The organism is Arsukibacterium perlucidum DSM 18276 (assembly GCF_000382165.1).
Lineage (GTDB): Bacteria > Pseudomonadota > Gammaproteobacteria > Enterobacterales > Alteromonadaceae > Alishewanella > Alishewanella perlucidum.
The window spans coordinates 118,992-143,778 of the sequence record NZ_KB907708.1 but is presented as its reverse complement, the minus strand read 5'-3'; the positions used below and the strand labels follow the sequence as shown (position 1 = coordinate 143,778).

Genomic DNA, 24,787 nt, shown 5'->3' with positions numbered 1-24,787 from the left:
GGCTAGTATCTTACCGCTTTTTCTAACTTTCTCCAGCACGGATTGGCCGTTTTAGGGCTGCTTTCTTAGATCAAAATCGTTATACTCAGGCCACTTTAAATGGTTCAGAGTAAGAATGTAACGCTATGGCGCAGTTTATCGAGTTTGTGACTAATCACCCTTTGCTGAGTTTGGCTTGGGTTGTTATTTTTTTATTGATAGTCAGTGGTTGGATAAAAGCAAAGTTTTCGGCTATCCGACAGGTGTCTCCAACTGAGCTGACTATGCTGGTAAATCGCCAGGATGGGGTAGTGGTTGATATCCGTAGTGAAGATGAGTTTAAAAAGGGTCATATAACCGGTGCCCGGCAAATCACAGCCAGCCAAATTGCTGAACAAAAGCTGGCGGGGCTTGAAAAACAGAAAGATGCTCCCATTATTGTGGTATGTCAGGCAGGTATGACTGCACAGAAAAGTGCTGCTGTTCTGGCGAAGCAGGGTTTCACCAACGTCGCTGTACTGCAGGGCGGAATGGGAGCCTGGTCCGGTGCCAGTCTGCCAGTTGTTAAATTAAAGAGGTAAGCATGGCAGAAGTGATTATTTACACTAAGGCATATTGCCCTTATTGTGTTCGCGCCAAGTCGTTACTTGATCAAAAACAGGTTGTCTATCAGGAAGTGAAAATTGATGAGCAGCCAGAGCGTCGTGCTGAAATGATTGAAAAAGCCAACGGCCGCTCAACTGTGCCGCAAATTTTTATCGGTACAACTCACATTGGTGGATGCGATGAAATGGTTGCGCTGCATACAGCCGGCAAGCTCGATTCACTGTTAACCGCATAACTTAAATTAGGAATTATTCATGGCCGAACAACAGGCAAACGGTGTTGCAAATGAGCAACAGGCACAAGGTTTACAATTTGCTATTCAGCGGATCTTTGTAAAAGATATTTCATTTGAAGCGCCAAACGCGCCGGCAATTTTTCGTAAAGAGTGGAAACCAGAAGTAAAACTGGATTTAGATACCCGCAGTGAAAAAGTTGAAGACGGCGTATATCAGGTAACATTGTCACTGACTGTAACAACTATGGTTGGCGAAGAAACTGCTTTCCTGTGTGAAGTGCAGCAAGCGGGTATTTTCTCTATCGGTGAGCTGGAAGAAAACCAGCTGGCACACATGTTGGCAGCGTTTTGTCCGAACATTCTGTTCCCGTATGCCCGTGAAGCGGTATCAAGTCTGGTTAATCGTGGTACTTTCCCGCAGCTAAACCTGGCACCGGTGAATTTTGATGCTTTATTTGCACAATATCTGCAAAAGCGTCAAGCCGAAAGCCAGGGCGTAAAAGCTGACGCTTAACACCATGGACAGTGCAGCAATTGCAGTACTGGGGGCGGGGTCTTATGGCACCGCCCTTGCTATTTGTCTGGCGCGTAACGGCAACCCGATAACACTATGGGGTCGTAATAGCAGCGATATTGAGCAGATGCAACAACAGCGCTGTAATATGAAATATTTGCCAGATATTCGTTTACCTGACAGTTTAACGGTTAGCGACGATCTGCAGGCGGTGGTGCAAAGCAGTCGCGATATATTAGTTGTAGTGCCCAGCCATGCTTTTGCCGACACCTTAAAACAAATTAAGCCTTTACTACCAGCTAATGCCCGGGTTGCCTGGGCAACCAAGGGGTTAGAGCCGGAGACCGGGCGTTTGTTGCAGGATGTCGCCCGGGAAATTCTGGGTGAACAGGTTGCACTGGCTGTCTTATCAGGCCCTACTTTCGCCAAAGAAATGGCAGCTGGTATGCCGACGGCAATAACGCTGTCGTCGGTAGATCAAGATTTTATTAACCGGCTGTCAGATTTACTGCACTGCGCTAAGAGCTTCCGGGTTTACACCAACCCTGATTTTATTGGTGTGCAGTTGGGTGGTGCCGTTAAAAATGTTATTGCTATTGGTGCTGGTATGGCAGATGGCATTGGCTTTGGCGCTAATGCCAGAACAGCGTTGATTACCCGGGGGCTGGCTGAAATGAGCCGGCTGGGTTGCGCCCTTGGCGCCCAGAAAGATACTTTCATGGGCATGGCAGGGCTGGGCGATTTAGTTCTAACCTGTACCGACAACCAATCACGTAACCGCCGTTTTGGATTGCTGCTGGGCCAGGGTAAAACTGTTGACCAAGCCATGACAGCAATTGGCCAGGTAGTCGAGGGTTATCGAAACGCCAAAGAAGTATTTAACCTGGCTCAGCGGGTTGGTATTGAAATGCCTATTTCTGAACAGATTTATCAGGTTTTGTACCAGAATAAAGACGTAAAAATGGCTGCTATCGATCTGCTGGGGCGCGAAAAACGTGACGAAGTTAACTAGCCGCTTTTTTGATCAATTTGTTTTCTTTTGCTAGCAGTGCCGGTATTTCGCTGGCTGGCAACGCCTTACTAAATAAGTTTCCCTGCAATTTGTCACAACCCATTACGTGTAGCAGATAGGCCTGCATTTCGTTATCGATGCCACTTGCGGTAACTTCCAGCTGTAAATAGCCTGCTAAACGAATTAAACTGGCGGTAATGTTTCTGTGCTGCTCTTTTTGTTCCATCTGGTTGATCAGACTGCGGGCAATTTTAACGCCATGCAGTGGCAACTGGCGCAAAGTGGTCAGAGAAGACATACCATCTCCAAAATTATCCAGGATTAGCTGAAAGCCCATATCGCTAAGTGCTGTTAACTGCTGCTGCAGGTCTACGATAGGTTGCTGAAAAATCTGCTCATCCAGTTCCAGAGTGAAATGCTTGGCTTGCAGCTTGTTTTGTTGCAGGCAGTTACTCAGATATTCAACAAAATCAGTTTGCTGAAAATGTTGGGCAGAAATATTCAGCGCAGTCCGGCCGCGAAGTTGATTCATTTGTAACCAGTGTTTTACTTGCTGACAGCTTTGCTGAAAAACCAGACGGTCTAACTTGATAATCATACCGCTTTGTTCTGCCAACGCCAGAAAGCTCTGTGGCTGCATAATTCCCCGCTTTGGATTATGCCAGCGTAGCAATGCCTCATAACCCACTACCCGGTTGCTGCTGATGCTAAGTTGCGGCTGATAATAAACAATAAAATCATTCTGATGCAGGCTTATGCTCAGCTCAGATTGCAGCGCAAGAGATTCCGTAGCGCGTTGTTGCAACCTGCTGTCAGCAAAACAGAATTGATTGGTGCCGCTGCGTGCAGCGTTTTGTACTGCCCGCTCAGCACTTTGCATAATAGCGCTGGCGTCTGAGCCATCCTCCGGAAATCGACTGATACCTATGCTGGCATATGCCTGATTAGGGTTTCTGGTAATGTCAAATAGGCTTATTTGCGATAATACCTGATGTGCTAACTGGTTTAGCGCCAGTTCAACCGGCGGCTTGCATAAATGAGGCGCGACCAGTATCGCAAAGCTGTCACTGCTGTAACGGCCAATGGTAAATTGTGGGGCAATAGCCTGGCGTAAACTTTCTGCTGCTTCTGCAATTTGGTTGGCACTACTCTGGCTGCTAGCAGAGTGTTCAGACCTCAGTAACTGATTAAATTTAACCAGTAGCAAAGCGGTTGCAGGATACAGGTTGTTGCAACCGCTGATATTGCTGGCAAGCTGCTCTTCCAGGGTAATCCGGTTTGGCAGGTTGGTCAGGGGATCCCGGGTCAGGTTATTTAGCTGCTGTTGATCGGCTCTTTTGCGTTCGGTAATATCCTGAGCAATTAACAAATACCGGGCTGCCGGCCATGCGCTATTATTACTCTGAGTGATGGTAAGGCTTACGGCAAGTAAATCATTTTTAAGTTGCCACCATACTTCTCCCTGCCAGCTTGGCTGCTGTTGTAATACTTGCTGGATATCTTGCCAGGCTAATTGTTTAGCTGCCGGGTCAAAATACATGCAATGACAAAGGTTTTGTTGCCGGGTAAGTTGTTCCAGTACATTACTGGCAATTAACAGTTGGCAATCCTGATCAAGCACGGCAACCATGGCACTGGTATCGGCAAGGAGTTGACGCAAAACTTTTTGTTGCGATTTTTGTCTGGCACGTTGCTGCTTTAAAAGCCACAAACCGCTGGCACCGGTGATCGCCATACCAGCAACAAAAATGAATAGCAAAATAATAGAAGGGGTAGCTGATAGCCCATCAGCAAAACTTGCCTGGGCCGAAAAGGCCGGCAACAGGGCGAGAAAACACAGCCAACCTGACAGTGGCATAACAAAAACATCCTTGTAGTGTATACAATACCGCCTAAATATAGCCGGCATACCTGCCTCAAAGCAAATTAAATGATGATATTTTCGCCATCCGGCAACAAATAACGTCTTTAATTCTGAGAGGGCAGAGTGTAAATTAAGGCCCTTTGAAAATTTGGCACCAGCATTTATGTTTCATATCGCTTTGTTTGAACCAAAAATAGCTCCAAATACCGGCAATATAATCCGCTTAGCCGCCAATACCGGCTGTCGGTTGCATATTATTGAGCCGATGGGTTTTGATTTTGAAGAAAAAAAGTTGCGCCGGGCCGGGCTTGATTATCATGACCTGGCGAATGTCAGTCGTTATGCTGATTACCAGACTTTTGCCACAGCGATGACTGGCAAAAGGATCCTGGCACTAACCACTAAGGGAAGTCAGCCCTATCAGCAACAGCAATTCCGGGCTGACGACATTCTGCTATTTGGCTCTGAAACAGCGGGGCTACCTGAAACTGTGCGCGATACTATTCCTGTCGGGCAACGGATCCGGGTGCCAATGCAGCCAGGTGCCCGCAGCCTTAATTTGGCTAATACCGTAGCAATTGTCTGTTACGAAGCCTGGCGCCAGCATGATTTTGCCGGAGGGGTTTAGCCGGTTTTTACTGAGTTATGCTGTCAGTAAGCCCCGCCAGGAACTGATTAACGGCAGCCATAGCTTGCTGCCGGATACTGTCCTGTTCCATCCAGATTTCATGACGGGCCCCAGCCAATAAGGTTTGTTGTTTATACAATGGCGCTGGTAGCTGATTAAACCAGTTATTTTGAGCGCGGTTACTGACTATCTGATCTTCAGCGGCCTGTAACAGTAATACCGGGACGTCAAATTTCACTGCTTGCAACTGAATGCTGGTCATGGCTCTGATTGCCTCGGTTAGCCAGGCCCAGCTTACTCCCCCTAACTGGTTGTCAGGATATAACTGATAAAGTTGACACATCCACTGATACCGGGTGTTGCTATGGGTAAGAGGGTTACCTGCAAATGGCTTTTCCAGATACATAGTTTGTCCCGGAAAATATTGCTGGCTATTCCATTTCAGCTTTGTTCTGAGCCAGCTATAACCAGCGACCAGCCTGCTGGCCAGAGTGGATGGTATTTTGCCGGCACTTAAGCCAAACATCGGCGAGCCAAAAATTGCCGCGTCGAATGGGTGAGGATGCTGTTGTAAATAGCGGCAGGCGATCGCTGCGCCCATAGAGTGAGCCAGCAGCAAATGCTGCAGATGACCAGCAGGCAGCACTATTTCAGTGACAAACTGGTTAAAGTCGCTGACATAGTCCTGAAAATCACCAACATAGCCCAGATGCGGGTCGGGGTGCAGGCGTGCTGATTGGCCCTGGCCCCGGTGGTCCAGAATATATACACTATAGCCGGCAGTGATAAACTCCTGCATCAATTCAATGTACTTTACCGCCATTTCAACCCGGCCAGTACTGAATACCACTGCCTGGCTTCTGTCGTCGGCCAGATAATAACTGTAACTCAGGCGGGTCTGATCACTGCTGCGTAGCTCAGCATGGACAAATTGCTGCCACAATGGCAGTAACTGTTGTTGCCAGCGTTCAGCAAGCGTTGCTTCGGCCATACCGGCTCTAATTGGTGGCATCATAGCGGCTGAGTCATTTTAGTTGTTGCAACCCGGGGCAATTTTACCTGCACGCATAAACCGGGGGCGCGATTAAAAGCCTGAACTGTACCATTATGTTGATGGACAATCTTGGCAACTATAGCCAGACCAAGGCCGGTACCGCCGGTTTGCTGAGTGCGGCTGTCGCTTACCCGGTAAAATGGTTGAAACACGGCCGCAAGTTCAGTTTCTGGCAGGCCTGGTCCCTGGTCACAAATTTCCAGTACCAGCTGTTGCGGCTGTTGCTGCAGGCTAAGGCGGATAGTGCTGTCAGAGGGACTGTATTTAATTGCATTGCGCAGAATATTTTCCAGCGCCCGGCTCAGTAACCTGCCATCGGCATCCAGCCATAACTGTTCAGGGGCATCGAGTTGCAGCCTTTGCTGTTTGCTGTCTGCTTCTACCCGGTTTAGTTCGATTAACTCAGCTAGCATCGCGGTTAAGTCACACTTGCTGATATCCAGTTGATACTGGCCGGCATCGAGTCTGCTAAATGTCAGTAGTTCATCCAACATGGCATCAATGCGCTCCAGTTCCTGCTTAAGTCTGGGCAATTGTTGCAGGTTTTGTTGCTGCTCTGCCAGGCCTAATGCGAGCTGAGCTCTGGTCAGGGGGGAGCGCAACTCATGCGAAATGTCACGCAGCAAACGTTGTTGGTTTTGCAGTAAGTCACTTATCCGCTCTGCCATTGTGTTAAAGCTGCGACCGAGCTGTCCCAGTTCATCGCGTCGCTTGGCCAGTCTGCTGACCCTGCTATTGAGCTTGCCTGAGGCAAAAGACAGGTTTTGCTGCAACAGTTCCCGAAGTGGTCTGGAGATAGACACTGCCAGAATAAAACTGGCAGTGGCAGACACTGCTAACAGCAACAATATTAATACTGGTTCAGACAGGGCGCGCATGCTCCACCAGGCACGCTGGGGCCGCTGTCGTTGTTGATACAATGCCAGTTGCTGGCCTGCTACTTCAATCACAAAAGGTCCGGCCAGATAAACATTGCGATGGCGCAGCAAGCGTGGCCGGTTGAGCTGAGCCAGTTCTGTTAACCAATGTGGGTCAAAGCGGGGAGGCAGGGCTTCAGGGTTTAGCAATTGCTGGTCGGTGTTATTTACTACCAGCCAGCGGCTGCTCTGATCTTGCGCCAGTTGTTGCAGCAGGCTGGCCCGATCGACACTTTGCGCCAGCGGCGCTATCTGTCTTTGCAATTGCTGGTTGAGTGGCGCAGGCAGCCGTCGAATATCAGTTGGCTCACTAAGGCTGCCTGAAAAAACCAGGGTTAAAAACACGGTTGACAACAATACCAGCCAGAACCAGACAAAAATTCGTCCAGCCAGGGAGTTAATCGGGTTTAACCAGCGCAGCATGCTCAAAGTGGCCCACTGAGAAATAGATAACCACTGCCGCGCAACGTCTGAATTTTTTCATCTTGAGCAAACTGGCTGAGCTTTTTACGGATGTTGCTGATATGCATATCCAGGCTGCGATCATACAGTTGCAGGCGGCGGCCTAACACCTGCTGGCTGAGGATTTCTTTACTGACCAGCTGACCGGCGTGGCGCATCAGTATTTCCAGTAATTGAAATTCGGTTGCGGTCAGGCTGACCAGATGTTGCAGGCAATGCACCTGACGGTTCCCTGGGTTCAGTGTCACCTGATTAACCTTCAGCAACTGGCCGGTCAGATTATTGTCGTGCTGGGCATGCTCTACCCGGCGTAAAATTGCCTTGACCCTGGCCTGTAATTCCCGGGGGTTAAAAGGCTTAGCCAGATAATCGTCTGCGCCAAGTTCGAGGCCAATGATCCGGTCAACGTCTTCGCCACGGGCCGTCAGCATCAGGACCGGACAATAGTTATCACGTCGTAAGGCCTTAAGCAGGCTAAGGCCGTCCAGTCCGGGCAACATCACATCCAGTAACAGCAGTTGATAATTATCACTTTGCGCTTTGGCTAAACCACTGACACCATCGTGTACCATATCGAACTGATAGCCATCAATTGCCAGGTAATCGGCAACCAGTTTGCATAGTTCGATATCATCATCAATCATTAAGATCGCAGCCATAGCAACTCCTTTTTGTTCAGTCTATCCAGTGCAGTGTTTGCTGCCAGTATCTTTACTGAACCTTTACCTGTGCTTTGCGTTACTTTGCATTTAAAGCGTTATGCTGTCAGGGTCATAACCACGGAGTATAAATGATGAAAGCAATAACGTTAATATTGACCGCTGCCAGCTTGCTGTTAGCAACCAACAGTGCCACTGCCGGGCATCATAGCAAGCCTGAGCAGGCAGGCAAGTCTTATGAGAAGCAGCATGGAGGTTTTCCATACCAGAAAATGCTTGCTGGGGTTGAACTTACCTCAGCACAGCAACAGCAGCTGCGACAACTTTTGCAAGAACATAAAGCCAGCAAGTCTGACCTTGAACGAGGTGCTACCGATCGCGGCGCGTTGCGTCAGCTGGTACAGGCGGAGTATTTCGATGAACAAGCAGTCACTGAGTTACTGCAACAACAACAGCCGCAACGCTTAGGCCAGCGGCTGGCTCAGTTAAAGTTACGCCATCAGGTTTATCAGTTGCTGACGCCGGAGCAGCGACAACAACTGGCTGACAAGCATCAACAACGCAAGCAGAAGTTGCAGCAACGTAAAGCGCAGCAAAGCTAATAAGCTTATTCGATTTCCAGCTCTTTCAGTTTGCGCGTTAAGGTATTGCGGCCCCAGCCCAGACAGCGGGCCGCTTCCTGTTTGTGGCCCCGGGTAAAGTGCAGTGCCTGTTGCAGTACAATCCGCTCAAAGGCTGGACTCGCTTCTGCCAGAATATTTTGCTCGCCGGCGCTAAGCTTATCTTCGACCCAGCTTGCTAACTGGCTTTGCCAGTCTCCGCTATCAGGAGTTGCCGGTTTCTGGCTGCTTTTAGCGGGTTGGGTTAACTCTGGTGGCAGGTCGGCGACCACTATATGTTTACCGCTGGCCATTACGGTCAGCCAGCGACAGCTGTTTTCCAGCTGGCGGACATTGCCAGGCCAGTCCAGCTGGCTTAAAAACTGTTCGGCTTCTTTAGTCAGGGTTTTCGCTTCTACGTTCAGTTCTTTGGCGGCTTGTTGTAAAAAGTGCTGTGCCAGCTTGGCAATATCCTGCTTACGGTCTTTCAACGGCGGTAAGTGCACCCGGATCACATTCAGGCGATGGAATAAATCTTCCCGGAATTTGCCTTCCTGGGCCAGTTGCTCGAGGTTCTGGTGAGTCGCGGCGATAATCCGCACATCGACACTGACGGCCTGATGGCCACCTACCCGGTAAAACTGGCCATCGGCCAGTACCCGCAGCAAGCGGGTTTGCACATCCAGTGGCATGTCGCCGATTTCGTCTAAAAATAAGGTGCCACCGTCAGCCTGTTCAAAGCGACCTTTACGCAAGTTATTGGCACCGGTAAAAGCACCTTTCTCATGACCAAACAGTTCTGACTCAATCAAATCTTTGGGAATAGCCGCCATATTCAGGGCAATAAACGGCTGTTCAGCGCGTGGGCTATGCTTATGCAACGCGCGGGCAACAAGCTCTTTACCAGTACCAGACTGGCCATTAATTAATACACTGATACTGGAGCGGGCCAGCCGGCCAATTGCCCGGAAAACTTCCTGCATTGCCGGAGCTTCACCAATAATCTCAGGGGTAATACTGGCAACCTGAGGCTTTTGCCGGGCGCGTTGGCTCTGGCTATGTTGCAGTGCCCGGCTGATTAACGCTACGGCGTCGTTAACATCAAACGGTTTTGGCAGATATTCAAAAGCGCCGCGTTTGAAAGCATTAACCGCGCTGTCCAGATCAGAATGGGCGGTCATAATAATTACCGGTAATTCCGGGGCCAGGTCTTGCAGTTTGGCCAGCAATGCCATGCCATCGGTGCCAGGCATTCTGATATCGGAAACCACCACTGCAGGCTGCTCATATTCCAGTCGTTGCAACATTAAGTCAGCTGAAGCAAAGCTTTCACAGGGAATCTCAGCGCGGCCCAAGGCCTTTTCTAATACCCAACGAATTGAGTTGTCGTCGTCAATAATCCAGACGGTATCACTCATTGCGTTAATCCTCCGAGTCTGAGATAGGCAGATATAAAGTAAATTCGGTTTGGCCAGGCCAGCTGTCGCAGTCTATCCAGCCACCATGTTGATGAATAAGGGTTTGAGCGATAGACAAGCCGAGGCCGGTACCACCGGCTTTACCGCTGACCATTGGATAAAACAAGGTATCTTTAATTTCAGCAGGAATACCCGGGCCATTATCGATAACCTTAATAAAGGCCACCAGCTTATAGCGCTTACCGTTCAGGGTATGTTGGTGCAAAATGCGGCTCTGCAGGCAAATGGCTCCGCCTTCTGACAACACTTGCTGGGCATTACGGACAATATTCAGCAATGCTTGCTCTAATAATTCAGGATCAAAGCTGAAATCCGGAATGCTGGGATCATAGTCACGACTAAAGTGTGCTTTGGCGGGATTATCCATTTGCGCCAGTTGCAACACCTGCTCGATTACCTGATGCAGATTAGTGGTAACTTTTTGCGGCGGTCGGTATGGGCCAAGTAAGCGGTCTACCAGATTGCGCAACCGATCGGCCTGGGCAATAATTAATTGGGTATATTCTTTTTGCTCTTCGTCCAGCGACTCTTCCAGCAGTTGTGCAGCACCACGCAGACCACCCAACGGATTTTTTATTTCATGAGCCAGACCCCGGATAAGCTCACGCGCTGCTAAGTGTTGATGTTGCTGCAGGCTTTCCATACTGATTTTGCGCTGCTGGTCTACCTGGCGCAGCTCGAGTAACAGATGGTTAGCCGGTTGTTCACTAACTGTCAGGGAGAGATCAAGCAACAGGTGGCGGCCATCAAGCAGCACGGCCTGAACATCGCTGACACTGAAGCCCTGTTTACTGCTTAGTGCGGATGTCAGATGGCTGGCTTTAATATCAAGGTGCTGAAATAACCCCGGAAAATACTGGGCAGTTAAGCGTTTCTCACCCAAGCCCATTACTGCACAGCAAGCGGTGTTAAAGTAGCGCAGCATCAGGTCACTGTCGAGCAGCAGCACCGCTGTGGTGAGCTGTTCGGCAAGGGCCATAAAATCAGGTTGTTTGCTTTTGGTTGTCACACTGCCACCTCTTTTGCACCAAGTTAGTGCAGATGACTGGCAGTGTAATCGGTTTCTAGCCGAAATACAGCCTGAGCTGCCCTAATTGGGGTTAATTACCGACGCTCTGTGAAGATAGAAGGTTGTGACAGGACTGGTTGCAATAAGCTTGCCGCTTTGATCAAATAATTCCATTTGCAGTGTGTGTTCACCACGGTCAACATCTCGCAGGATAAAAGTGGCTTTATTCTGGGGTTCGCTAAGTGGAGTACCATCAACTACCAGCCGCACCTGCAGGCCCCGTTGAAACATCGGCGTGATCCGGCCTGATACATAAACTGAACCGGTGTTATCGCGCACCGTACCGTTGTTTTCAGGCTGGGCAATCTCAATTTTAAAAGGTTCAACTTCAACCGGTTTCCTTGCCGGCAGGTTAGTTCCGGTTGATTCCATAACATTGGGGCGGCTGGTTAGGTTTACTTCTTCAGCGCCAGGTTGCGGGCTGTCAGAAAATACTAATACACCATTTGCATCTTTCGTGACAAAAATACGCTTTTCCTGCGCCTGCAATGGCAGCATGATTACCAGCAAAGTTAATAACAACAGTAACTTATTCATGTGCTTGTCAAATCCATTGATGTTGCATTTTATTAATTGTCATCACACTTTAGCGTGCTTTAATAAAGAATTCTACAAAAAAAAGGCCCACCAAGGTGGGCCTGATTTGGGCAAGCGTTTATTACACGCTGTAATACAGTTCAAACTCCAGCGGATGCACCGCTACCGATACGCGGCGTGACTCAGCACGTTTAATTGCAATATAGGCATCAATCATCGCGTCGGACATTACGCCGCCTTTGGTGAAGATAGCGCGGTTTTTATCCAGCTCGTCCATTGCTTGATCCAGAGAAGTACAAACTTGTGGAATATTGGCTGCTTCTTCTGCTGGTAGGTCATATAAATCTTTATCCATGGCATCACCAGGATGAATTTTATTCTGAATACCATCTAAACCAGCCATTAACTGAGCAGTGAATGCCAGATAAGGGTTAGCTGCCGGATCCGGGAAGCGACATTCAATCCGGCGCGCCTTGGCACTGGGTACCAGCGGAATACGAATTGACGCAGAACGGTTGCGAGCCGAATACGCCAGCATTACCGGAGCTTCGAAATGTGGTACCAGGCGTTTATAAGAGTTAGTTGATGGGTTGGTAAAGGCGTTAATGGCCTTAGCATGCTTGATAATACCACCAATGTAATAAAGGGCCAGTTCTGACAGACCGGCATACTTGTCGCCGGCAAACAGGTTTACACCGTCCTTAGCCAGTGACTGATGACAGTGCATACCTGAGCCATTATCGCCAACCAGCGGCTTAGGCATAAAGGTAGCGGTTTTGCCATACAGGTGCGCTACGTTATGAATAACATATTTTAACTGCTGCACTTCGTCGGCTTTTTTGGTCAGAGTGTTAAAGCGGGTAGCAATTTCATTCTGGCCTGCAGTTGCTACTTCATGGTGATGCGCTTCCACAACCTGGCCCATTTCTTCCAGTACCATACACATAGCGCTGCGGATATCGTGGCCTGAATCTACCGGTGGTAATGGGAAGTAACCACCTTTGACGCTGGGGCGGTGGCCTTTGTTGCCCTCTTCATAAGCTGTACCTGAGTTCCAGGCTGCCTCGGTAGAGTTAATTTTAAAAAATGAACTGGCCATGGTGGTTTCAAAACGAATATCGTCGAACATAAAGAATTCGGGCTCAGGGCCAAACAGCACGGTATCGGCAATACCGGTAGATTTTAAATATTCTTCAGCACGTTTGGCTATTGAGCGCGGGTCGCGGTCGTAGCCCTGCATGGTGCTGGGTTCAATGACATCGCAGGTTATGTTTAAGGTGGTTTCTTCAAAGAATGGATCCAATACGGCGGTGCTAGGGTCAGGCAGCAGAATCATATCTGAATCATTAATGCCTTTCCAGCCGGTAATAGATGAGCCATCAAACATTTTACCGTCTTCAAACATCTCTTCGGTGACCTGGCTTACCGGAATACTGACATGCTGCTCTTTACCTTTAGTGTCAGTAAAACGCAGATCTAAGAATTTAACGTCGTTTTCTTTAATTAGTTTTAATACTTCCGATGCAGACATGCATTCCTCCAATTGACCTAATTTGAACACTGAATTAGTGATTGCCCTATTAAATGCCAGATATATGCCAACATATAACTACATTGATTTTACTGAATTTATTGCAATGGTGAAGCTTGGGTAGGCTTGCAATGCACCAATCTGGTGCTGCGGTGCCCGCTTGTGGTGCGCTGCAATAAGTGCCAAGTGTAGCTGAGTTTGCGGCCCTGTTTAAAAAAAAACCGCCAATGAGTACAACGCCTTTTTCTTTCTGCGAAAAAAAAGAGTAGAATATGCGCCCTTTACTTTTGAAAAGCTTTTGCCTGGTGGTCATTATGGTCATCTAGTGCCACAGAGGATACTGATACATGAGCGTTACCGCGTCAACTTTAGATAAACTGCGTAATATTGCCATCATCGCGCACGTCGACCACGGCAAAACCACCCTGGTAGATAAACTGCTGCAACAATCAGGCACTTTCGATGCCCGGGCTAAGTTACAGGAGCGGATGATGGACTCCAATGCTCAGGAGTCTGAGCGCGGTATTACTATCCTGGCGAAAAATACCTCGGTACGCTGGAATGGCTATCATATCAATATTCTGGACACCCCCGGCCACGCCGATTTCGGTGGTGAAGTAGAGCGGGTACTGTCAATGGCAGACTCCGTATTACTATTGGTAGACGCGGTAGATGGCCCTATGCCGCAAACCCGCTTCGTTACTCAGAAGGCGTTCTCGCACGGTTTAAAGCCAATAGTTGTGGTTAATAAAATTGACCGTCCGGGCGCACGCCCGGATTGGGTTATTGATCAGGTGTTTGACCTGTTTGATAACCTTGGCGCTACCGACGAGCAGCTCGATTTCCCGATCGTTTATGCCTCAGCGTTAAATGGTTGGGCCACCTTAGATTACAACGAGCAGAAACCAGATATCACTGATTTGTTCGAAGCCATTGTTAAGCATGTAGCACCACCAGCTGTAGAGCTGAATGGCGAAACGCAGTTACAGGTATCACAGCTGGATTATTCAAGCTACCTGGGCATTATCGGCATTGGCCGGATTAAGCGCGGTAACCTGAAGCCAAACCAGCAAGTTACTATTGTCGGTGCTGATGGCAGTAAGCGTAATGGTAAAGTAGGCCAGGTATTTGGTTACTTAGGCCTGGAGCGGGTTGAAACCAACGAAGCGCAAGCAGGTGATATAGTTGCCTTTACCGGCCTGGGCGAGCTGAAAATATCCGATACCATTTGTAGCACCACTAAAGTGGAATCATTACCTGCGCTGCAGGTAGATGAACCTACTGTTACCATGACATTCCAGGTAAACACCTCACCGTTCGCCGGTAAAGAAGGTAAGTTTGTTACGTCGCGGCAGATTTTAGAGCGCTTAAGCCACGAGCTGAAGCACAACGTGGCACTGCGGGTTGAAGAAACCGAAGACGGTGACAAGTTTAAAGTGTCTGGCCGCGGCGAATTACACTTAGGCGTATTAATTGAAAATATGCGCCGTGAAGGTTTTGAGTTAGCGGTATCACGGCCAGAAGTTATTATGAAAATGGTTGATGGCGTGAAAATGGAACCGATGGAAAACGTTACCATCGACTGTGAAGAGCAGAACCAGGGCGCCATTATGGAGCGGATGGGTGAGCGTAAAGCTGACTTAACCAATATGCAGCCAGATGGTAAAGGCCGGATCCGGATGGATTTCAACATGCCAAGCCGCGGCTTAATTGGTTTCCGTACCGAGTTTATGACCATCACTTCAGGCACCGGCCTGATGTACCACAGCTTTGACCATTACGGCCCGCATAAAGGCGGCACTATTGGGCAGCGGATGAACGGTGTGATGATCTCTAATGCCGTGGGTAAAGCGGCTGGTTACGCCATTTTCTCATTGCAGGAGCGTGGCCGGATGTTTATCGGTCATGCCGAAGAAGTGTACGAAGGTCAGGTTATCGGTATTCACAGCCGTAGCAACGACTTAACAGTTAACTGTTTAAAAGGTAAGCAATTAACTAACGTACGTGCTTCAGGCACAGATGAAGCCATTAATCTGGTGCCACCAGTTCGCTATACGCTGGAGCAGGCACTGGAGTTTATTGACGACGACGAACTGGTAGAAGTAACACCTAAGTCTATCCGTATTCGTAAGCGTCATTTAACAGAAAACGACCGCAAGCGTGCCAGCCGTGGCCCAGCCGCCTAAGCGTTTTTCGTTATAAAACAAAGCCAGCATATTGCTGGCTTTGTTGTTTTCAGGCCAGACGCCAAACGGTTGGTGAATACTGGTCTGACATTGGTTTTTCGAGTATTCTTGCGTTTATCAGGGTTTTAAGGAACAGCTATGGACAAGCCTCAACTGGTGCGGTTTCTGCATCGGAGTAAAGATTTCATTGCCGCTTACGTTCAGCGCTGTCAGCAAGACCAGATCACTATTGTGGGTGGCTATCTGGCCTATATTTCATTGCTGTCGCTGGTACCCCTGATTGCGGTAATGTTTTCAATGCTGGGCATGTTTCCGATGTTTGCAGAGCTGAAGTCGGAATTAGAGCAGCTGATTTTTGCCAATGTTATTCCGACCCGTGGTGAGGAAATTCAAACCTACATTAATACCTTTATCGGCAATACCAGTGGCATGACTACTGTGGGTATTCTGGTACTGATTATTATTGCGCTGCTGCTTATTTATAATATCGATAAAACCTTAAATAAAATCTGGCGGGTGAAGCAACGGCCACGGCCAATTATTTCGTTTTCAATTTACTGGATGATCTTAACCCTGGGCCCTGTACTAATAGGTACCTCAATTGCGGTTACCTCCTATCTGGCGACTTTTAGCCGCTATGCCGAAGATTATACCCCGGGCATTTCTAACTTTATTTTATGGTTAATCCCTTATCTGATGTCACTGCTGGCTTTTTTTATTCTTTATCTGGTGGTGCCCAATCTAAAAGTACAGGTGCGCCACGCCTTCTGGGGGGCGCTGTTGGCCACGGTATTGTTTGAGTTTTTTAAACGTGGCTTTACCCTTTATGTCACTGAATTTCCGTCTTATCAGGCGCTTTACGGTGCGCTGGCGCTGGTGCCTATTCTGTTTATCTGGGTCTATTTATCCTGGTTGGTGGTGTTGTTAGGCGCCGAGCTTACTGCCTTATTGCAACAGAGAGCAGAGCTGGAAGACGCTGAGGCGTCAGGCGAGTCGCAGGCGTGAAGGCATTAATTCAGCGGGTAAGCCAGGCTTCGGTTACAGTGAACGGCGAACAAATTAGTGCTATTGGCCCTGGTTTATTGGTGTTTTTAGCCGTTGAGGCTGCAGATAACGGCGTGTCGCTGACCAAGCTGGTGCATAAAGTGGCGCACTACCGGCTATTTAGCGATAGTAACGGCAAAATGAATTTAAATGTACAGCAGGCCGGTGGTGCTGTGTTAGTGGTGTCGCAATTTACCCTTGCTGCGGATACGCAAAGTGGTCTGCGGCCCAGTTTTACCCCGGCGGCGGCACCGGCAATGGCCGAACAGTATTATCTGAAATTTATTCAGCAGTTAGCCGAACTTAATATACCAGTGCAAAGTGGCCGTTTTGCTGCAGATATGCAGGTAAGCCTGATTAATGACGGCCCGGTAACGTTTTTGCTAAGTAGTTAGCAGCACTTTCTGATTAATAATGAGTACCTTATGGCAATACCTTCTAACTGGCAATTAACCCGCCCTGTTAGCCCTGACCAGTGGCAGGCCTATTACCAGCTGCGCTGGCAAGTACTGCGTGCGCCCTGGCAGCAACCCCAGGGATCAGAGCAGGATGAACTGGAAGCCCAGGCCCATCATTTCATGCTAACTGACAGCCACGGCACAGTGCAGGCGGTGGGGCGTTTACATCAGCGTGATGAAACCAGTGGCCAGATCCGCTATATGGCGGTTGCCGAGAGTGCGCGGGGCAAAGGGGCCGGCAGCAGAGTACTGCGCACGCTGGAGCAACAGGCAGTGTGCCTTGGTCTGCAACAGTTATATTTAAACGCCCGGGAGCAAGCTGTGGGCTTTTACCAGCAACAAGGTTACCGGCAAATAGGGCAGGCGGAACCGCTGTTTGGGATTGCCCATCTGAAAATGGTTAAAAACTTATGTCTGACTGGCAGCAGCGCCGATTTTCAGCGATGGCAGCAACAACTGACCGACACCTGGCAGCAAACCATTCCGCTGAGTCAGTACATGCAGCTGCAAATCAGTAGTTTTAACGGTTACCAGTTAAGCTGCACTGCGCCGCTGGCACCCAATATCAATTTACACCAAACTATGTTTGCCGGCAGTATTTATACCCTGGCGACATTAACGGGCTGGGGCATGTTATATATGCAACTCCGGGCCATGGGGTTACACGGTGCTCAGGTGCTGGCTCATGCTGATATCAGATATCTGCGCCCTGTTGGCAGCGCACCTGAAGCACGTTGTGAATTACTTGGCTGTATTGGTGATTTGCAACCATTGGCTCAGGGGAAAAAAGTCCGGCAGCAGATCCGGGTTGGAATTTACTGCCAGCAGCAATGTTGTGCCGAGTTCAGCGGTCAATATGTGGTTATACCAGAGCCACCCCGGCAAAATTAACCATAATGCTGTTACTGCCGGTATTTATAAAGCATTTATCAAAACTTGGTAAAGCGGCTTAACAAACATGGGTAGATAATTCATTTCAGCCAACACAGGTTTGAGGTGGATATGAAAAGTAAGTGGCTTTGGGTTTCGTCTATCAGCACCATAATTGGTGTTCTGGCCGGCGGTGTATACCTGTTCTTTGCCGAGCATTCATTGTTATTAAGCGATAAAGACCTGACTTTGTCGGCCTTCTGGTCGACATTTATGTTGTGGGTTTTTGTGCTGATGTTTGTGGTGGCACTGCTGTGTAATGTCCTGGCTTTTATGGAACTTGATGACGAGCACAGATTAGCAGGGGTAAATCAGCGTTTGCGTACCATGCTGGCTGGCACAGACCGCCAGCACCAGTTTTTGCAGGACGCACAACGCCTGTTAAGTCGCAAAGGGCAGTTGTCTGCCAGCAACAAAGTAACGGCCGATTATCAGATACTGCATGCGCAGCGTGACACTCTGGTCTTTATTCAACAAAGCGAATTGCCGGTAGACATTACTCAGGTCAGGATGATGTTTCAACAAATGCTGGCAATAGATGTTTCAGATGGTCTTGTCGTTAGCAGCGGTGGCTTTTCTAATCAGGCCTGGATTTTTGCTCAGGAAGCGAATATCAGTTTACTGGACAGTAAAAGTTTAAGAAAACAGCAAAAACGTGCAAAAATTCAGCAAGTACCGGTAATTCAGAGCTGATATCAAAGTTTCATCAGGATTTTTGTTAGTAAAAAAGCGATATTCAGTAGCGAAAGGAATCAAAATATTAAACATGGACTGCTTCACTTCCTGCATAGCTGGCTTCGGCCAGCTTTTTTCTTGGCTGCTTGCAAGCGAAGAAAAGACAGCCCGGCAGGGAGTGCCAAATCAGTTGATTTTAAAGCGGGTTGCTGCAGACTGAAGTTGTGCCGCTAATCTGGCAACATCATCACTATGGACTAAGGTGCGCTCTGCTTTGCTGGTACTGCTGTTAGCCAGTTGCACCATTTGCTGCATATTATCGCTAATGGCCGCTCCTAAGTCTAACTGACCGGCACTGGCTGCGCTGACTGCATTACTTATTTGTCGCGTTTGTGCCATAGCCTCGGTCACTGCCTCCAGCGCTGTTGCCAGTTGCTCGGTGGTGGCGACACATTGTTCAGCATCAGTTTTTCCTGTCAGTACTGATGCTACAGCCTGTTGGCTTTGTTGTTGCAAGCTGGTAATCATCTGCCGTATTTCGTTGGTTGCCTGCTGCGTGCGTCCGGCCAGGGAGCGCACTTCATCCGCCACTACAGCAAAGCCACGCCCCTGTTCTCCGGCCCTTGCCGCTTCAATTGCAGCATTTAATGCCAACAAGTTAGTCTGCTCGGCAATGGCGCTGATAGTGGTAAGAATGCCGCCAATGTTAGTAGACTGGTCGTTTACTTTGTTCATGACATCACTGGTGCCAGAAAGCTGATTGGCCAGACCGGTAATCAAAAGTTTGTTTTTATCAGCAATCTGTTGAATTTGCTGGCTTTTATCAAGAGCCTGCCGCATGGCCTCGCCAGCCTGCTGCGCCTGCTCTGCCACGGTTTGCGTGTTGTCGGCTAATTCACCGGTGATGTCGTTAACCCGGCTGATTTGTTGCTGCTGCTGTTGCAGTGATGTACTTATTTCCTGCACTTCACTGCTGGATTGGCTGGCATTGTTGTTTAAATCAGTGGCATTTTGCTGAATATTGGTTATTAAACTGCGCAGTGCTGCTATCAGGCTGTTAACCTTGGCTGACAAAGCGCCAAATTCATCTTGTTGTACTATTGTCAGTTCGCGGGTTAAGTCACCCTTGGCTATATCGCCCAGCATATGATTAATACTGGCCAGCGGCTTCAACATGGCACTAATAGTAAAATAGGCAGTAACCACGGCCAACACAACTAAGACCAGCATCATAATCAAGGTACGGTTGCTGCCTGAGTTTAAAGCATCTGAAACCTGTAGTTGCAACTGATTAAAGCGCTGGTCAGCCAGTTCAACTACCTGATCCAGTGCCAGTACAGCTTGTTCAACCTGTTGCTCAGAGCTGTTCAGTTGGCGGCGGGCAGTTTGCAGTTGTTGCAGTTGCTGTTGTTTCAGGCTTAACAGGCTGGTACTGTTTTGCAGTTGCTCAGTTAATGCGCCAAATTGCTGTTGAAACTGTGGCCACAGGCCATCGGTGTCAATGTTGTTTATTTGCCGGTCCATATAGTCAATATTTACCTGAATATCGCTAAGGGTAAAACCGATATTCTGCTGGTTGCGTTCCAGTGTGGCTAAATCAACGTAGCCAGCTACTTCCCGCACCGTGTTTAATAAGCCAAGGATCTGGCCATCAATCCGGCCTGCATTACCACTTATTTGCTCCATCATAGAGTCATCCAGCGACAGGTCAGCATCGGCTAAGTCGAGCAAGCTGGCGCCGGCGTCATCAATGGCCGTTTCCAGCTGACTCAGCTCAGCTGCAACAGCCTCTGCAGCAGCGTTACTCTGGCTACGTGCCTGAAACATGATGTCTACAGCGTCACTGTATTGACTGAAATGGCTCATTGCAGCCTGTAATGGTTGCTGTAACGCTTCATCCTCTGCTGTTAACTGATTGAAATCGTTAATCAGAGCGGTGAAAAGGTTGCGGCTGGTGGCAAATTGTTGCTGATAATTGTCTATTTCAGTTTGTTGTTCAGCGGTAAAACCTAAGGCCGACAACTTTGCCAGTTTCAACAATTGGATTTGGGCCAGGTTACTTTGCTGTTGGGCCGGTACTGCCAACTGGTTAACGTCATTACTGTAGCGGGTAACGGTATTAAAGCTAAAAAGCGCTAAAATGCTGGCAAGCAGCAATAGTGCCGCGATAAAACTAAAGCCAAGGATGACTTTGTGAGCAACTTTTAATGTCATAAGCTTCGCCAGTTAATGCCCGTATGTCTGAGTATAGTGACAAAACAGTAGTTAGTGTAAAAACAACAAGGTAGCAAACAAAGATAAATGGGTAAAGCTAGAAATAATAGCTTATATGCCAATAAATTGCTGTTGAATGAGCAGCCGCACCATTTCGGTGCGGCTGTATAGGCAGGTTTAGTAAGGGTTAAAAACTACAGAGCGAAGCTGCCGGAATAAACTGGTTCAGGGTAGCACTACGGATCAGGCTGGCGCTCTTTTCAATATCTGGCCCGAAGTAACGATCCTGCTTATAAAAGCTTACTTGTGCCCGCAACAATGCTTTGGCGTTTTCCAGTTCAGGAGTCGATACTAATGGCGCCCTGAAATCAAGGCCCTGAGCTGCTGCTAAATACTCTACGGCAAGCACACCAGTGGTGTTTTCACTCATGTCAGCTAAGCGCCGTGCCGCAAAGGTTGCCATTGATACATGATCTTCCTGATTGGCCGAAGTTGGCAGGCTGTCAACCGATGCCGGGTGGGCCAGGCTTTTATTTTCTGAGGCCAACGCCGCCGCGGTGACCTGAGCAATCATAAAGCCACTGTTTACTCCACCATTCGGGACCAGAAAAGCCGGTAACTTACTTAAGCTGGCGTCGATCAGCAACGCCATCCGCCGCTCAGACAAGGCGCCAATCTCTGCGATGGCCAGCGCCAGGTTGTCAGCAGCCATTGCTACCGGTTCAGCATGAAAATTGCCGCCGGAGATAATGTCGCCTTCATCGGCAAACACCAACGGGTTGTCAGTGACGCCATTAGCTTCAACTTCAAGTACCTCTGCTGCCTGCCTGATCTGGGTTAAGCAGGCACCCATTACCTGAGGCTGACATCTTAAGCTGTAAGGGTCTTGTACTTTTTCACAATCTTTATGCGAAGCGCCCACCTCAGAATTGGTGGCAAGTAAGTGGCGGTATATTGCTGCGGCATCAATTTGGCCCCGCTGACCGCGCGCTGCATGAATTCTGGCATCAAAAGGCGCGCGACTGCCAAGCGCCGCTTCAACACTCATCGCGCCAATTACTGCGCCGGCAGCAAACAAATTCTCGGCCCGGAACAAGCCTTCCAGCGCCAGAGCCGTCGATGCCTGAGTGCCGTTTAACAACGCCAGCCCTTCTTTAGCCGCCAGAGTTAAGGGTGCCATACCCGCCAGCGCCAGGCCTTCGGTTGCATCATATATCTGGCCGTTGAAGCTCACTTCACCTTCGCCAATTAACGGCAATACCATATGAGCTAACGGTGCCAAATCGCCTGAGGCACCAACCGAGCCTTTTAACGGAATGCAGGGGTAAAGTCCGGCGTTAACCAAGCCAATTAAAGCTTCGATCACGCTCAAGCGGATCCCTGAAAACCCACGGGCCAGAGCGTTAATTTTCAGGACCAGCATTAAACGTACGGTACTGTCATCCATAAAGTCACCGAAACCGGCGGCATGGGATAGCACGATGGAACGCTGCAGCAGTTCTAACTCTTCATTTTTAATCCGGGTATTGGCTAACAGGCCAAAGCCGGTGTTAATGCCATACACCACTTTATTCTGTTTAATAACCTCGGCAACGCAAGCTGCAGATTTTTCAATTGCTGGTATTGCTATGCTGTCCAGGGTTAGTTGCACCGGGCCTTGCTGCACCTGCCGTAATTGAGCCAGGGTTAACTTACCTGGCACTAAATTCAATGTGAAACTCATGTTGTTACTCCGTAACCATTGGTAAGTCTAAGGCTTGCTCTTTGGCGCAGTTTACCGCGATGTCATAACCGGCATCGGCATGGCGCATTACGCCGGTACCGGGGTCATTCCACAATACCCGGCCTAAACGTGCTGCTGCAGCGTCAGTGCCGTCTGCGACGATTACCACACCACTGTGCTGGCTGTAACCCATACCTACGCCACCACCATGATGCAATGACACCCAGGTTGCACCACCGGCAGTATTAAGCAGCGCATTTAATAAAGGCCAGTCTGATACGGCATCAGAGCCATCCAGCATGGCTTCAGTTTCACGATTAGGGCTGGCAACCGAGCCGGAATCCAGGTGGTCGCGGCCAATCACTATCGGGGCTTTCAGCTGGCCGTTCTTTACCATCTCATTAAATGCCAGGGCAATGCGGGCCCGGTCTTTTAAGCCAATCCAGCAAATACGCGCCGGCAGGCCCTGAAACTGAATGCGCTCACGCGCCATATCCAGCCAGTTATGCAGGTGCAAATCATCAGGGATCAGTTCTTTAACTTTAGCATCAGTTTTGTAGATATCTTCGGCATCGCCTGACAGGGCTACCCAGCGAAACGGCCCAATACCCTGGCAAAATAATGGTCGGATATAGGCCGGTACAAAGCCCGGAAAATCGAAGGCGTTGCTTACGCCCTCGTCCATGGCCATCTGGCGGATATTATTGCCGTAGTCGGTTGCCACGGCACCGCGTTGCTGCAAAGTCAGAATGGCCTGTACCTGCACTGCCATCGACTGTTTGGCCGCTTTTACCACGCCGGCCTCGTCAGTCTTCCGTTGTTCAGCGGCATACTGCATGCTCCAGCCCTGGGGCAGATAGCCGTTAAGCGGATCATGGGCTGAAGTCTGGTCAGTTACCACATCAGGGGTGATACCACGGGTTACCAGTTCAGCAAACACATCAGCTGCATTCGCCAGCAGGCCGATAGAGCTAGGCTTACCGTCAGCTTTTGCCTGCTCCAGCATGGCCAGTGCTTCATCCAGCGAGTAGGCTTTCTTATCCAGATAACGGGTTTTCAGCCGGAAATCGATGCGGCTTTCATCAACCTCACAGGCGATCATATGAAAGCCGGCCATGGTGGCTGCAAGTGGCTGAGCGCCACCCATCCCACCTAAACCACCAGTTAAAATCCATTTGCCGCCGGCGTCACCGTTAAAATGCTGTTTCGCCATCGCGACAAAGGTTTCGTAGGTGCCCTGAACAATGCCCTGAGTACCAATATAAATCCATGAGCCGGCTGTCATCTGGCCGTACATCATCAGGCCTTTGCGGTCCAGCTCGTTAAAATGCTGCCAGTTTGCCCATGCCGGTACCAGATTTGAGTTGGCAATCAGTACCCGTGGTGCATCCGGGTGGGTTGGAAATACCCCTACAGGCTTGCCACTTTGCACCAGCAAGGTCTGGTTATCTTCCAGCCGGTTAAGTACGTCGACAATTTTATCAAAGCACTGCCAGTTGCGCGCAGCGCGGCCAATACCACCATATACAACTAACGCTTGCGGATGCTCGGCTACTTCCGGGTCCAGGTTGTTCATCAACATCCGCTTGGCCGCTTCAGTTTGCCAGCTTTTTGCGGTGATCTTGCTACCGCGTTCAGCTCGGATCACCCGGCTGTTATCAATACGTGAGTCTGTCATCAAATACTCTCTATACTTTTTGGTAATGAAAAATTCAGATGGCCGCCTAAGCGATAACGGCTACCTGGTGATGTTAAATAGGCCAGGCTGACTGCGCCCTCGCGGCTAAATGTGCGGCGGGTCAGGCGCAGGCAGGGTTCGGCTTTTTTCAGCATTAAATGTTTACAGGTAAAGTCATCCGGCCAGATGGCCTCAACTGTGTGTTCGGCTTCAGTAAGCGGTGCTATCAGGCTTAAGTATTGGTGTGGGGTCTGGTAACTGAAGTCCTGAGCGGTATAGTCAGGTACCTGCAGCGGACTGACATAGCGTGCCTCCAGTTGCAATGGCAGGTTGTTTTCCAGGTGCACAATTAATGAGAAAAATACCGGTTCATTGCGCCGTAAACCGAGGGCGCTGGCAATAATGGTTGGACAGGGCAGTTCAGTCAGTTGTAGCAAGCGGGCGCTATATGCGTGGCCCCGGGCTTGTACTTCATCGGCAATATTGCGGATTTCCAGTAACGAGGATTGAGATTTCAGTGCCGCCACAAAGCTGCCAACTCCCTGAGTGCGGTACAAAATACCCTGCTCAGTCAGCTCCTGCAATGCACGGCGGGCTGTCATCCGACTGACACTGAATTGCTCAGCCAGCTCATTTTCTGATGGCACCCGGTTATGCTCCGGCCAGGCACCAATTTCAATCTGGCTTAACATAAACTCTTTTATCTCGGCAAATTTGGCAACTGCCATAACGACT

23 protein-coding genes are annotated in these 24,787 nt (G+C 49.2%); 11 read left to right on the top strand and 12 right to left on the bottom strand.

Features of this window, described 5'->3' with window-relative positions:
* Positions 1–125: 125 nt before the first annotated feature.
* The 4 genes from H141_RS0108160 to gpsA are packed head-to-tail and all read left to right on the top strand — an operon-like array spanning position 126 to position 2,346.
* Positions 126–560: a rhodanese-like domain-containing protein gene (locus H141_RS0108160; protein WP_019675765.1), complete on the top strand. Its 435-nt coding sequence runs from the start codon at positions 126–128 to the stop codon at positions 558–560.
* A 2-nt stretch (positions 561–562) separates the two neighbouring features.
* Entirely contained in the window at positions 563–820 is a 258-nt protein-coding gene (grxC, locus tag H141_RS0108155) for a glutaredoxin 3 (protein ID WP_019675764.1), read from the top strand.
* A 19-nt stretch (positions 821–839) separates the two neighbouring features.
* A complete protein-coding gene (gene secB / locus H141_RS0108150; protein ID WP_019675763.1) occupies positions 840–1,334 on the top strand; it encodes a protein-export chaperone SecB in 495 nt (164 codons plus the stop codon).
* A gap of 4 nt (positions 1,335–1,338) precedes the next feature.
* Positions 1,339–2,346, top strand: a complete 1,008-nt coding sequence (gene gpsA / locus H141_RS0108145) for an NAD(P)H-dependent glycerol-3-phosphate dehydrogenase (RefSeq protein ID WP_019675762.1) — start codon at positions 1,339–1,341, stop codon at positions 2,344–2,346.
* On the opposite strand, the gene H141_RS0108140 is transcribed toward gpsA, so the two are convergent.
* Positions 2,339–4,204: a putative bifunctional diguanylate cyclase/phosphodiesterase gene (locus H141_RS0108140; protein ID WP_019675761.1), complete on the bottom strand. Its 1,866-nt coding sequence runs from the start codon at positions 4,202–4,204 to the stop codon at positions 2,339–2,341. The genes gpsA and H141_RS0108140 overlap by 8 nt on opposite strands.
* 169 nt (positions 4,205–4,373) lie before the next feature.
* Between H141_RS0108140 and H141_RS0108135 the strand changes: the two genes are divergently transcribed.
* A complete protein-coding gene (locus tag H141_RS0108135) occupies positions 4,374–4,838 on the top strand; it encodes a tRNA (cytidine(34)-2'-O)-methyltransferase (RefSeq protein ID WP_019675760.1) in 465 nt (154 codons plus the stop codon).
* A gap of 7 nt (positions 4,839–4,845) precedes the next feature.
* Here H141_RS0108135 and H141_RS19990 read toward each other — a convergent pair whose 3' ends face one another.
* The 3 genes from H141_RS19990 to H141_RS0108120 are packed head-to-tail and all read right to left on the bottom strand — an operon-like array spanning position 4,846 to position 7,930.
* Complete coding sequence (locus H141_RS19990; protein WP_083923044.1) at positions 4,846–5,853, bottom strand: alpha/beta fold hydrolase; 1,008 nt, start codon at positions 5,851–5,853, stop codon at positions 4,846–4,848.
* The gene (locus tag H141_RS19985; RefSeq protein ID WP_019675758.1) at positions 5,850–7,232 is read right to left on the bottom strand and encodes a HAMP domain-containing histidine kinase; all 1,383 of its coding nucleotides are present in this window, start codon (positions 7,230–7,232) and stop codon (positions 5,850–5,852) included. The genes H141_RS19990 and H141_RS19985 overlap by 4 nt, the downstream gene beginning before the upstream one ends.
* A gap of 2 nt (positions 7,233–7,234) precedes the next feature.
* Complete coding sequence (locus H141_RS0108120) at positions 7,235–7,930, bottom strand: response regulator transcription factor (RefSeq protein ID WP_019675757.1); 696 nt, start codon at positions 7,928–7,930, stop codon at positions 7,235–7,237.
* A 131-nt stretch (positions 7,931–8,061) separates the two neighbouring features.
* On the opposite strand from H141_RS0108120, the gene H141_RS0108115 reads away from it, so the two are divergent.
* Positions 8,062–8,532, top strand: a complete 471-nt coding sequence (locus H141_RS0108115; RefSeq protein ID WP_019675756.1) for a Spy/CpxP family protein refolding chaperone — start codon at positions 8,062–8,064, stop codon at positions 8,530–8,532.
* Positions 8,533–8,537: 5 nt separating this feature from the next.
* Here the strand turns inward: H141_RS0108115 and glnG are convergent, their stop codons facing one another.
* The 4 genes from glnG to glnA all read right to left on the bottom strand — a co-directional run bounded on the left by glnG (position 8,538) and on the right by glnA (position 13,144).
* On the bottom strand, positions 8,538–9,947 hold the full coding sequence (gene glnG, locus H141_RS0108110; RefSeq protein WP_019675755.1) for a nitrogen regulation protein NR(I): 1,410 nt from the start codon (positions 9,945–9,947) through the stop codon (positions 8,538–8,540).
* A 4-nt stretch (positions 9,948–9,951) separates the two neighbouring features.
* Positions 9,952–11,016 (bottom strand): nitrogen regulation protein NR(II), encoded by a 1,065-nt coding sequence (gene glnL / locus H141_RS0108105; RefSeq protein ID WP_019675754.1) that lies wholly within the window; start codon positions 11,014–11,016, stop codon positions 9,952–9,954.
* A gap of 81 nt (positions 11,017–11,097) precedes the next feature.
* On the bottom strand, positions 11,098–11,613 hold the full coding sequence (locus tag H141_RS0108100) for a DUF4124 domain-containing protein (protein WP_019675753.1): 516 nt from the start codon (positions 11,611–11,613) through the stop codon (positions 11,098–11,100).
* Positions 11,614–11,734: 121 nt separating this feature from the next.
* Positions 11,735–13,144: a glutamate--ammonia ligase gene (glnA, locus tag H141_RS0108095; protein WP_019675752.1), complete on the bottom strand. Its 1,410-nt coding sequence runs from the start codon at positions 13,142–13,144 to the stop codon at positions 11,735–11,737.
* Positions 13,145–13,491: 347 nt separating this feature from the next.
* Between glnA and typA the strand changes: the two genes are divergently transcribed.
* The 5 genes from typA to H141_RS0108070 all read left to right on the top strand — a co-directional run bounded on the left by typA (position 13,492) and on the right by H141_RS0108070 (position 18,455).
* Positions 13,492–15,330: a translational GTPase TypA gene (gene typA / locus H141_RS0108090; protein ID WP_019675751.1), complete on the top strand. Its 1,839-nt coding sequence runs from the start codon at positions 13,492–13,494 to the stop codon at positions 15,328–15,330.
* 138 nt (positions 15,331–15,468) lie between these two features.
* Positions 15,469–16,335 carry a virulence factor BrkB family protein gene (locus H141_RS0108085; protein ID WP_019675750.1) on the top strand — a complete coding sequence of 289 codons (867 nt, stop codon included), beginning with the start codon at positions 15,469–15,471 and terminating at the stop codon, positions 16,333–16,335.
* The gene (gene dtd, locus H141_RS0108080; protein WP_019675749.1) at positions 16,332–16,769 is read left to right on the top strand and encodes a D-aminoacyl-tRNA deacylase; all 438 of its coding nucleotides are present in this window, start codon (positions 16,332–16,334) and stop codon (positions 16,767–16,769) included. Before H141_RS0108085 ends, dtd begins: the two co-directional genes overlap by 4 nt.
* A 30-nt stretch (positions 16,770–16,799) precedes the next feature.
* Positions 16,800–17,723, top strand: a complete 924-nt coding sequence (locus H141_RS0108075) for a bifunctional GNAT family N-acetyltransferase/hotdog fold thioesterase (RefSeq protein WP_019675748.1) — start codon at positions 16,800–16,802, stop codon at positions 17,721–17,723.
* A gap of 111 nt (positions 17,724–17,834) precedes the next feature.
* The gene (locus tag H141_RS0108070; protein ID WP_019675747.1) at positions 17,835–18,455 is read left to right on the top strand and encodes a restriction endonuclease; all 621 of its coding nucleotides are present in this window, start codon (positions 17,835–17,837) and stop codon (positions 18,453–18,455) included.
* Between the two features lie 168 nt (positions 18,456–18,623).
* Here the strand turns inward: H141_RS0108070 and H141_RS0108065 are convergent, their stop codons facing one another.
* The 4 genes from H141_RS0108065 to hutC all read right to left on the bottom strand — a co-directional run bounded on the left by H141_RS0108065 (position 18,624) and on the right by hutC (position 24,780).
* The gene (locus tag H141_RS0108065) at positions 18,624–20,651 is read right to left on the bottom strand and encodes a methyl-accepting chemotaxis protein (RefSeq protein WP_019675746.1); all 2,028 of its coding nucleotides are present in this window, start codon (positions 20,649–20,651) and stop codon (positions 18,624–18,626) included.
* 187 nt (positions 20,652–20,838) lie between these two features.
* The gene (gene hutH / locus H141_RS0108055; RefSeq protein WP_019675745.1) at positions 20,839–22,374 is read right to left on the bottom strand and encodes a histidine ammonia-lyase; all 1,536 of its coding nucleotides are present in this window, start codon (positions 22,372–22,374) and stop codon (positions 20,839–20,841) included.
* A gap of 4 nt (positions 22,375–22,378) precedes the next feature.
* Positions 22,379–24,052, bottom strand: coding sequence for a urocanate hydratase (gene hutU, locus H141_RS0108050; protein ID WP_019675744.1), 1,674 nt, complete (start codon positions 24,050–24,052; stop codon positions 22,379–22,381).
* Positions 24,052–24,780, bottom strand: coding sequence for a histidine utilization repressor (gene hutC, locus H141_RS0108045; RefSeq protein WP_019675743.1), 729 nt, complete (start codon positions 24,778–24,780; stop codon positions 24,052–24,054). Before hutC ends, hutU begins: the two co-directional genes overlap by 1 nt.
* Positions 24,781–24,787 lie beyond the last annotated feature (7 nt).

Coding starts and splice junctions, on each gene's coding strand:
- H141_RS0108160 (WP_019675765.1), top strand. CDS start 126: ATGGCGCAGTTTATCGAGTTTGTGACTAATCACCCTTTGCTGAGTTTG.
- grxC (WP_019675764.1), top strand. CDS start 563: ATGGCAGAAGTGATTATTTACACTAAGGCATATTGCCCTTATTGTGTT.
- secB (WP_019675763.1), top strand. CDS start 840: ATGGCCGAACAACAGGCAAACGGTGTTGCAAATGAGCAACAGGCACAA.
- gpsA (WP_019675762.1), top strand. CDS start 1,339: ATGGACAGTGCAGCAATTGCAGTACTGGGGGCGGGGTCTTATGGCACC.
- H141_RS0108140 (WP_019675761.1), bottom strand. CDS start 4,204: ATGCCACTGTCAGGTTGGCTGTGTTTTCTCGCCCTGTTGCCGGCCTTT.
- H141_RS0108135 (WP_019675760.1), top strand. CDS start 4,374: ATGTTTCATATCGCTTTGTTTGAACCAAAAATAGCTCCAAATACCGGC.
- H141_RS19990 (WP_083923044.1), bottom strand. CDS start 5,853: ATGATGCCACCAATTAGAGCCGGTATGGCCGAAGCAACGCTTGCTGAA.
- H141_RS19985 (WP_019675758.1), bottom strand. CDS start 7,232: ATGCTGCGCTGGTTAAACCCGATTAACTCCCTGGCTGGACGAATTTTT.
- H141_RS0108120 (WP_019675757.1), bottom strand. CDS start 7,930: ATGGCTGCGATCTTAATGATTGATGATGATATCGAACTATGCAAACTG.
- H141_RS0108115 (WP_019675756.1), top strand. CDS start 8,062: ATGATGAAAGCAATAACGTTAATATTGACCGCTGCCAGCTTGCTGTTA.
- glnG (WP_019675755.1), bottom strand. CDS start 9,947: ATGAGTGATACCGTCTGGATTATTGACGACGACAACTCAATTCGTTGG.
- H141_RS0108100 (WP_019675753.1), bottom strand. CDS start 11,613: ATGAATAAGTTACTGTTGTTATTAACTTTGCTGGTAATCATGCTGCCA.
- glnA (WP_019675752.1), bottom strand. CDS start 13,144: ATGTCTGCATCGGAAGTATTAAAACTAATTAAAGAAAACGACGTTAAA.
- typA (WP_019675751.1), top strand. CDS start 13,492: ATGAGCGTTACCGCGTCAACTTTAGATAAACTGCGTAATATTGCCATC.
- H141_RS0108085 (WP_019675750.1), top strand. CDS start 15,469: ATGGACAAGCCTCAACTGGTGCGGTTTCTGCATCGGAGTAAAGATTTC.
- H141_RS0108075 (WP_019675748.1), top strand. CDS start 16,800: ATGGCAATACCTTCTAACTGGCAATTAACCCGCCCTGTTAGCCCTGAC.
- H141_RS0108070 (WP_019675747.1), top strand. CDS start 17,835: ATGAAAAGTAAGTGGCTTTGGGTTTCGTCTATCAGCACCATAATTGGT.
- H141_RS0108065 (WP_019675746.1), bottom strand. CDS start 20,651: ATGACATTAAAAGTTGCTCACAAAGTCATCCTTGGCTTTAGTTTTATC.
- hutH (WP_019675745.1), bottom strand. CDS start 22,374: ATGAGTTTCACATTGAATTTAGTGCCAGGTAAGTTAACCCTGGCTCAA.
- hutU (WP_019675744.1), bottom strand. CDS start 24,052: ATGACAGACTCACGTATTGATAACAGCCGGGTGATCCGAGCTGAACGC.
- hutC (WP_019675743.1), bottom strand. CDS start 24,780: ATGGCAGTTGCCAAATTTGCCGAGATAAAAGAGTTTATGTTAAGCCAG.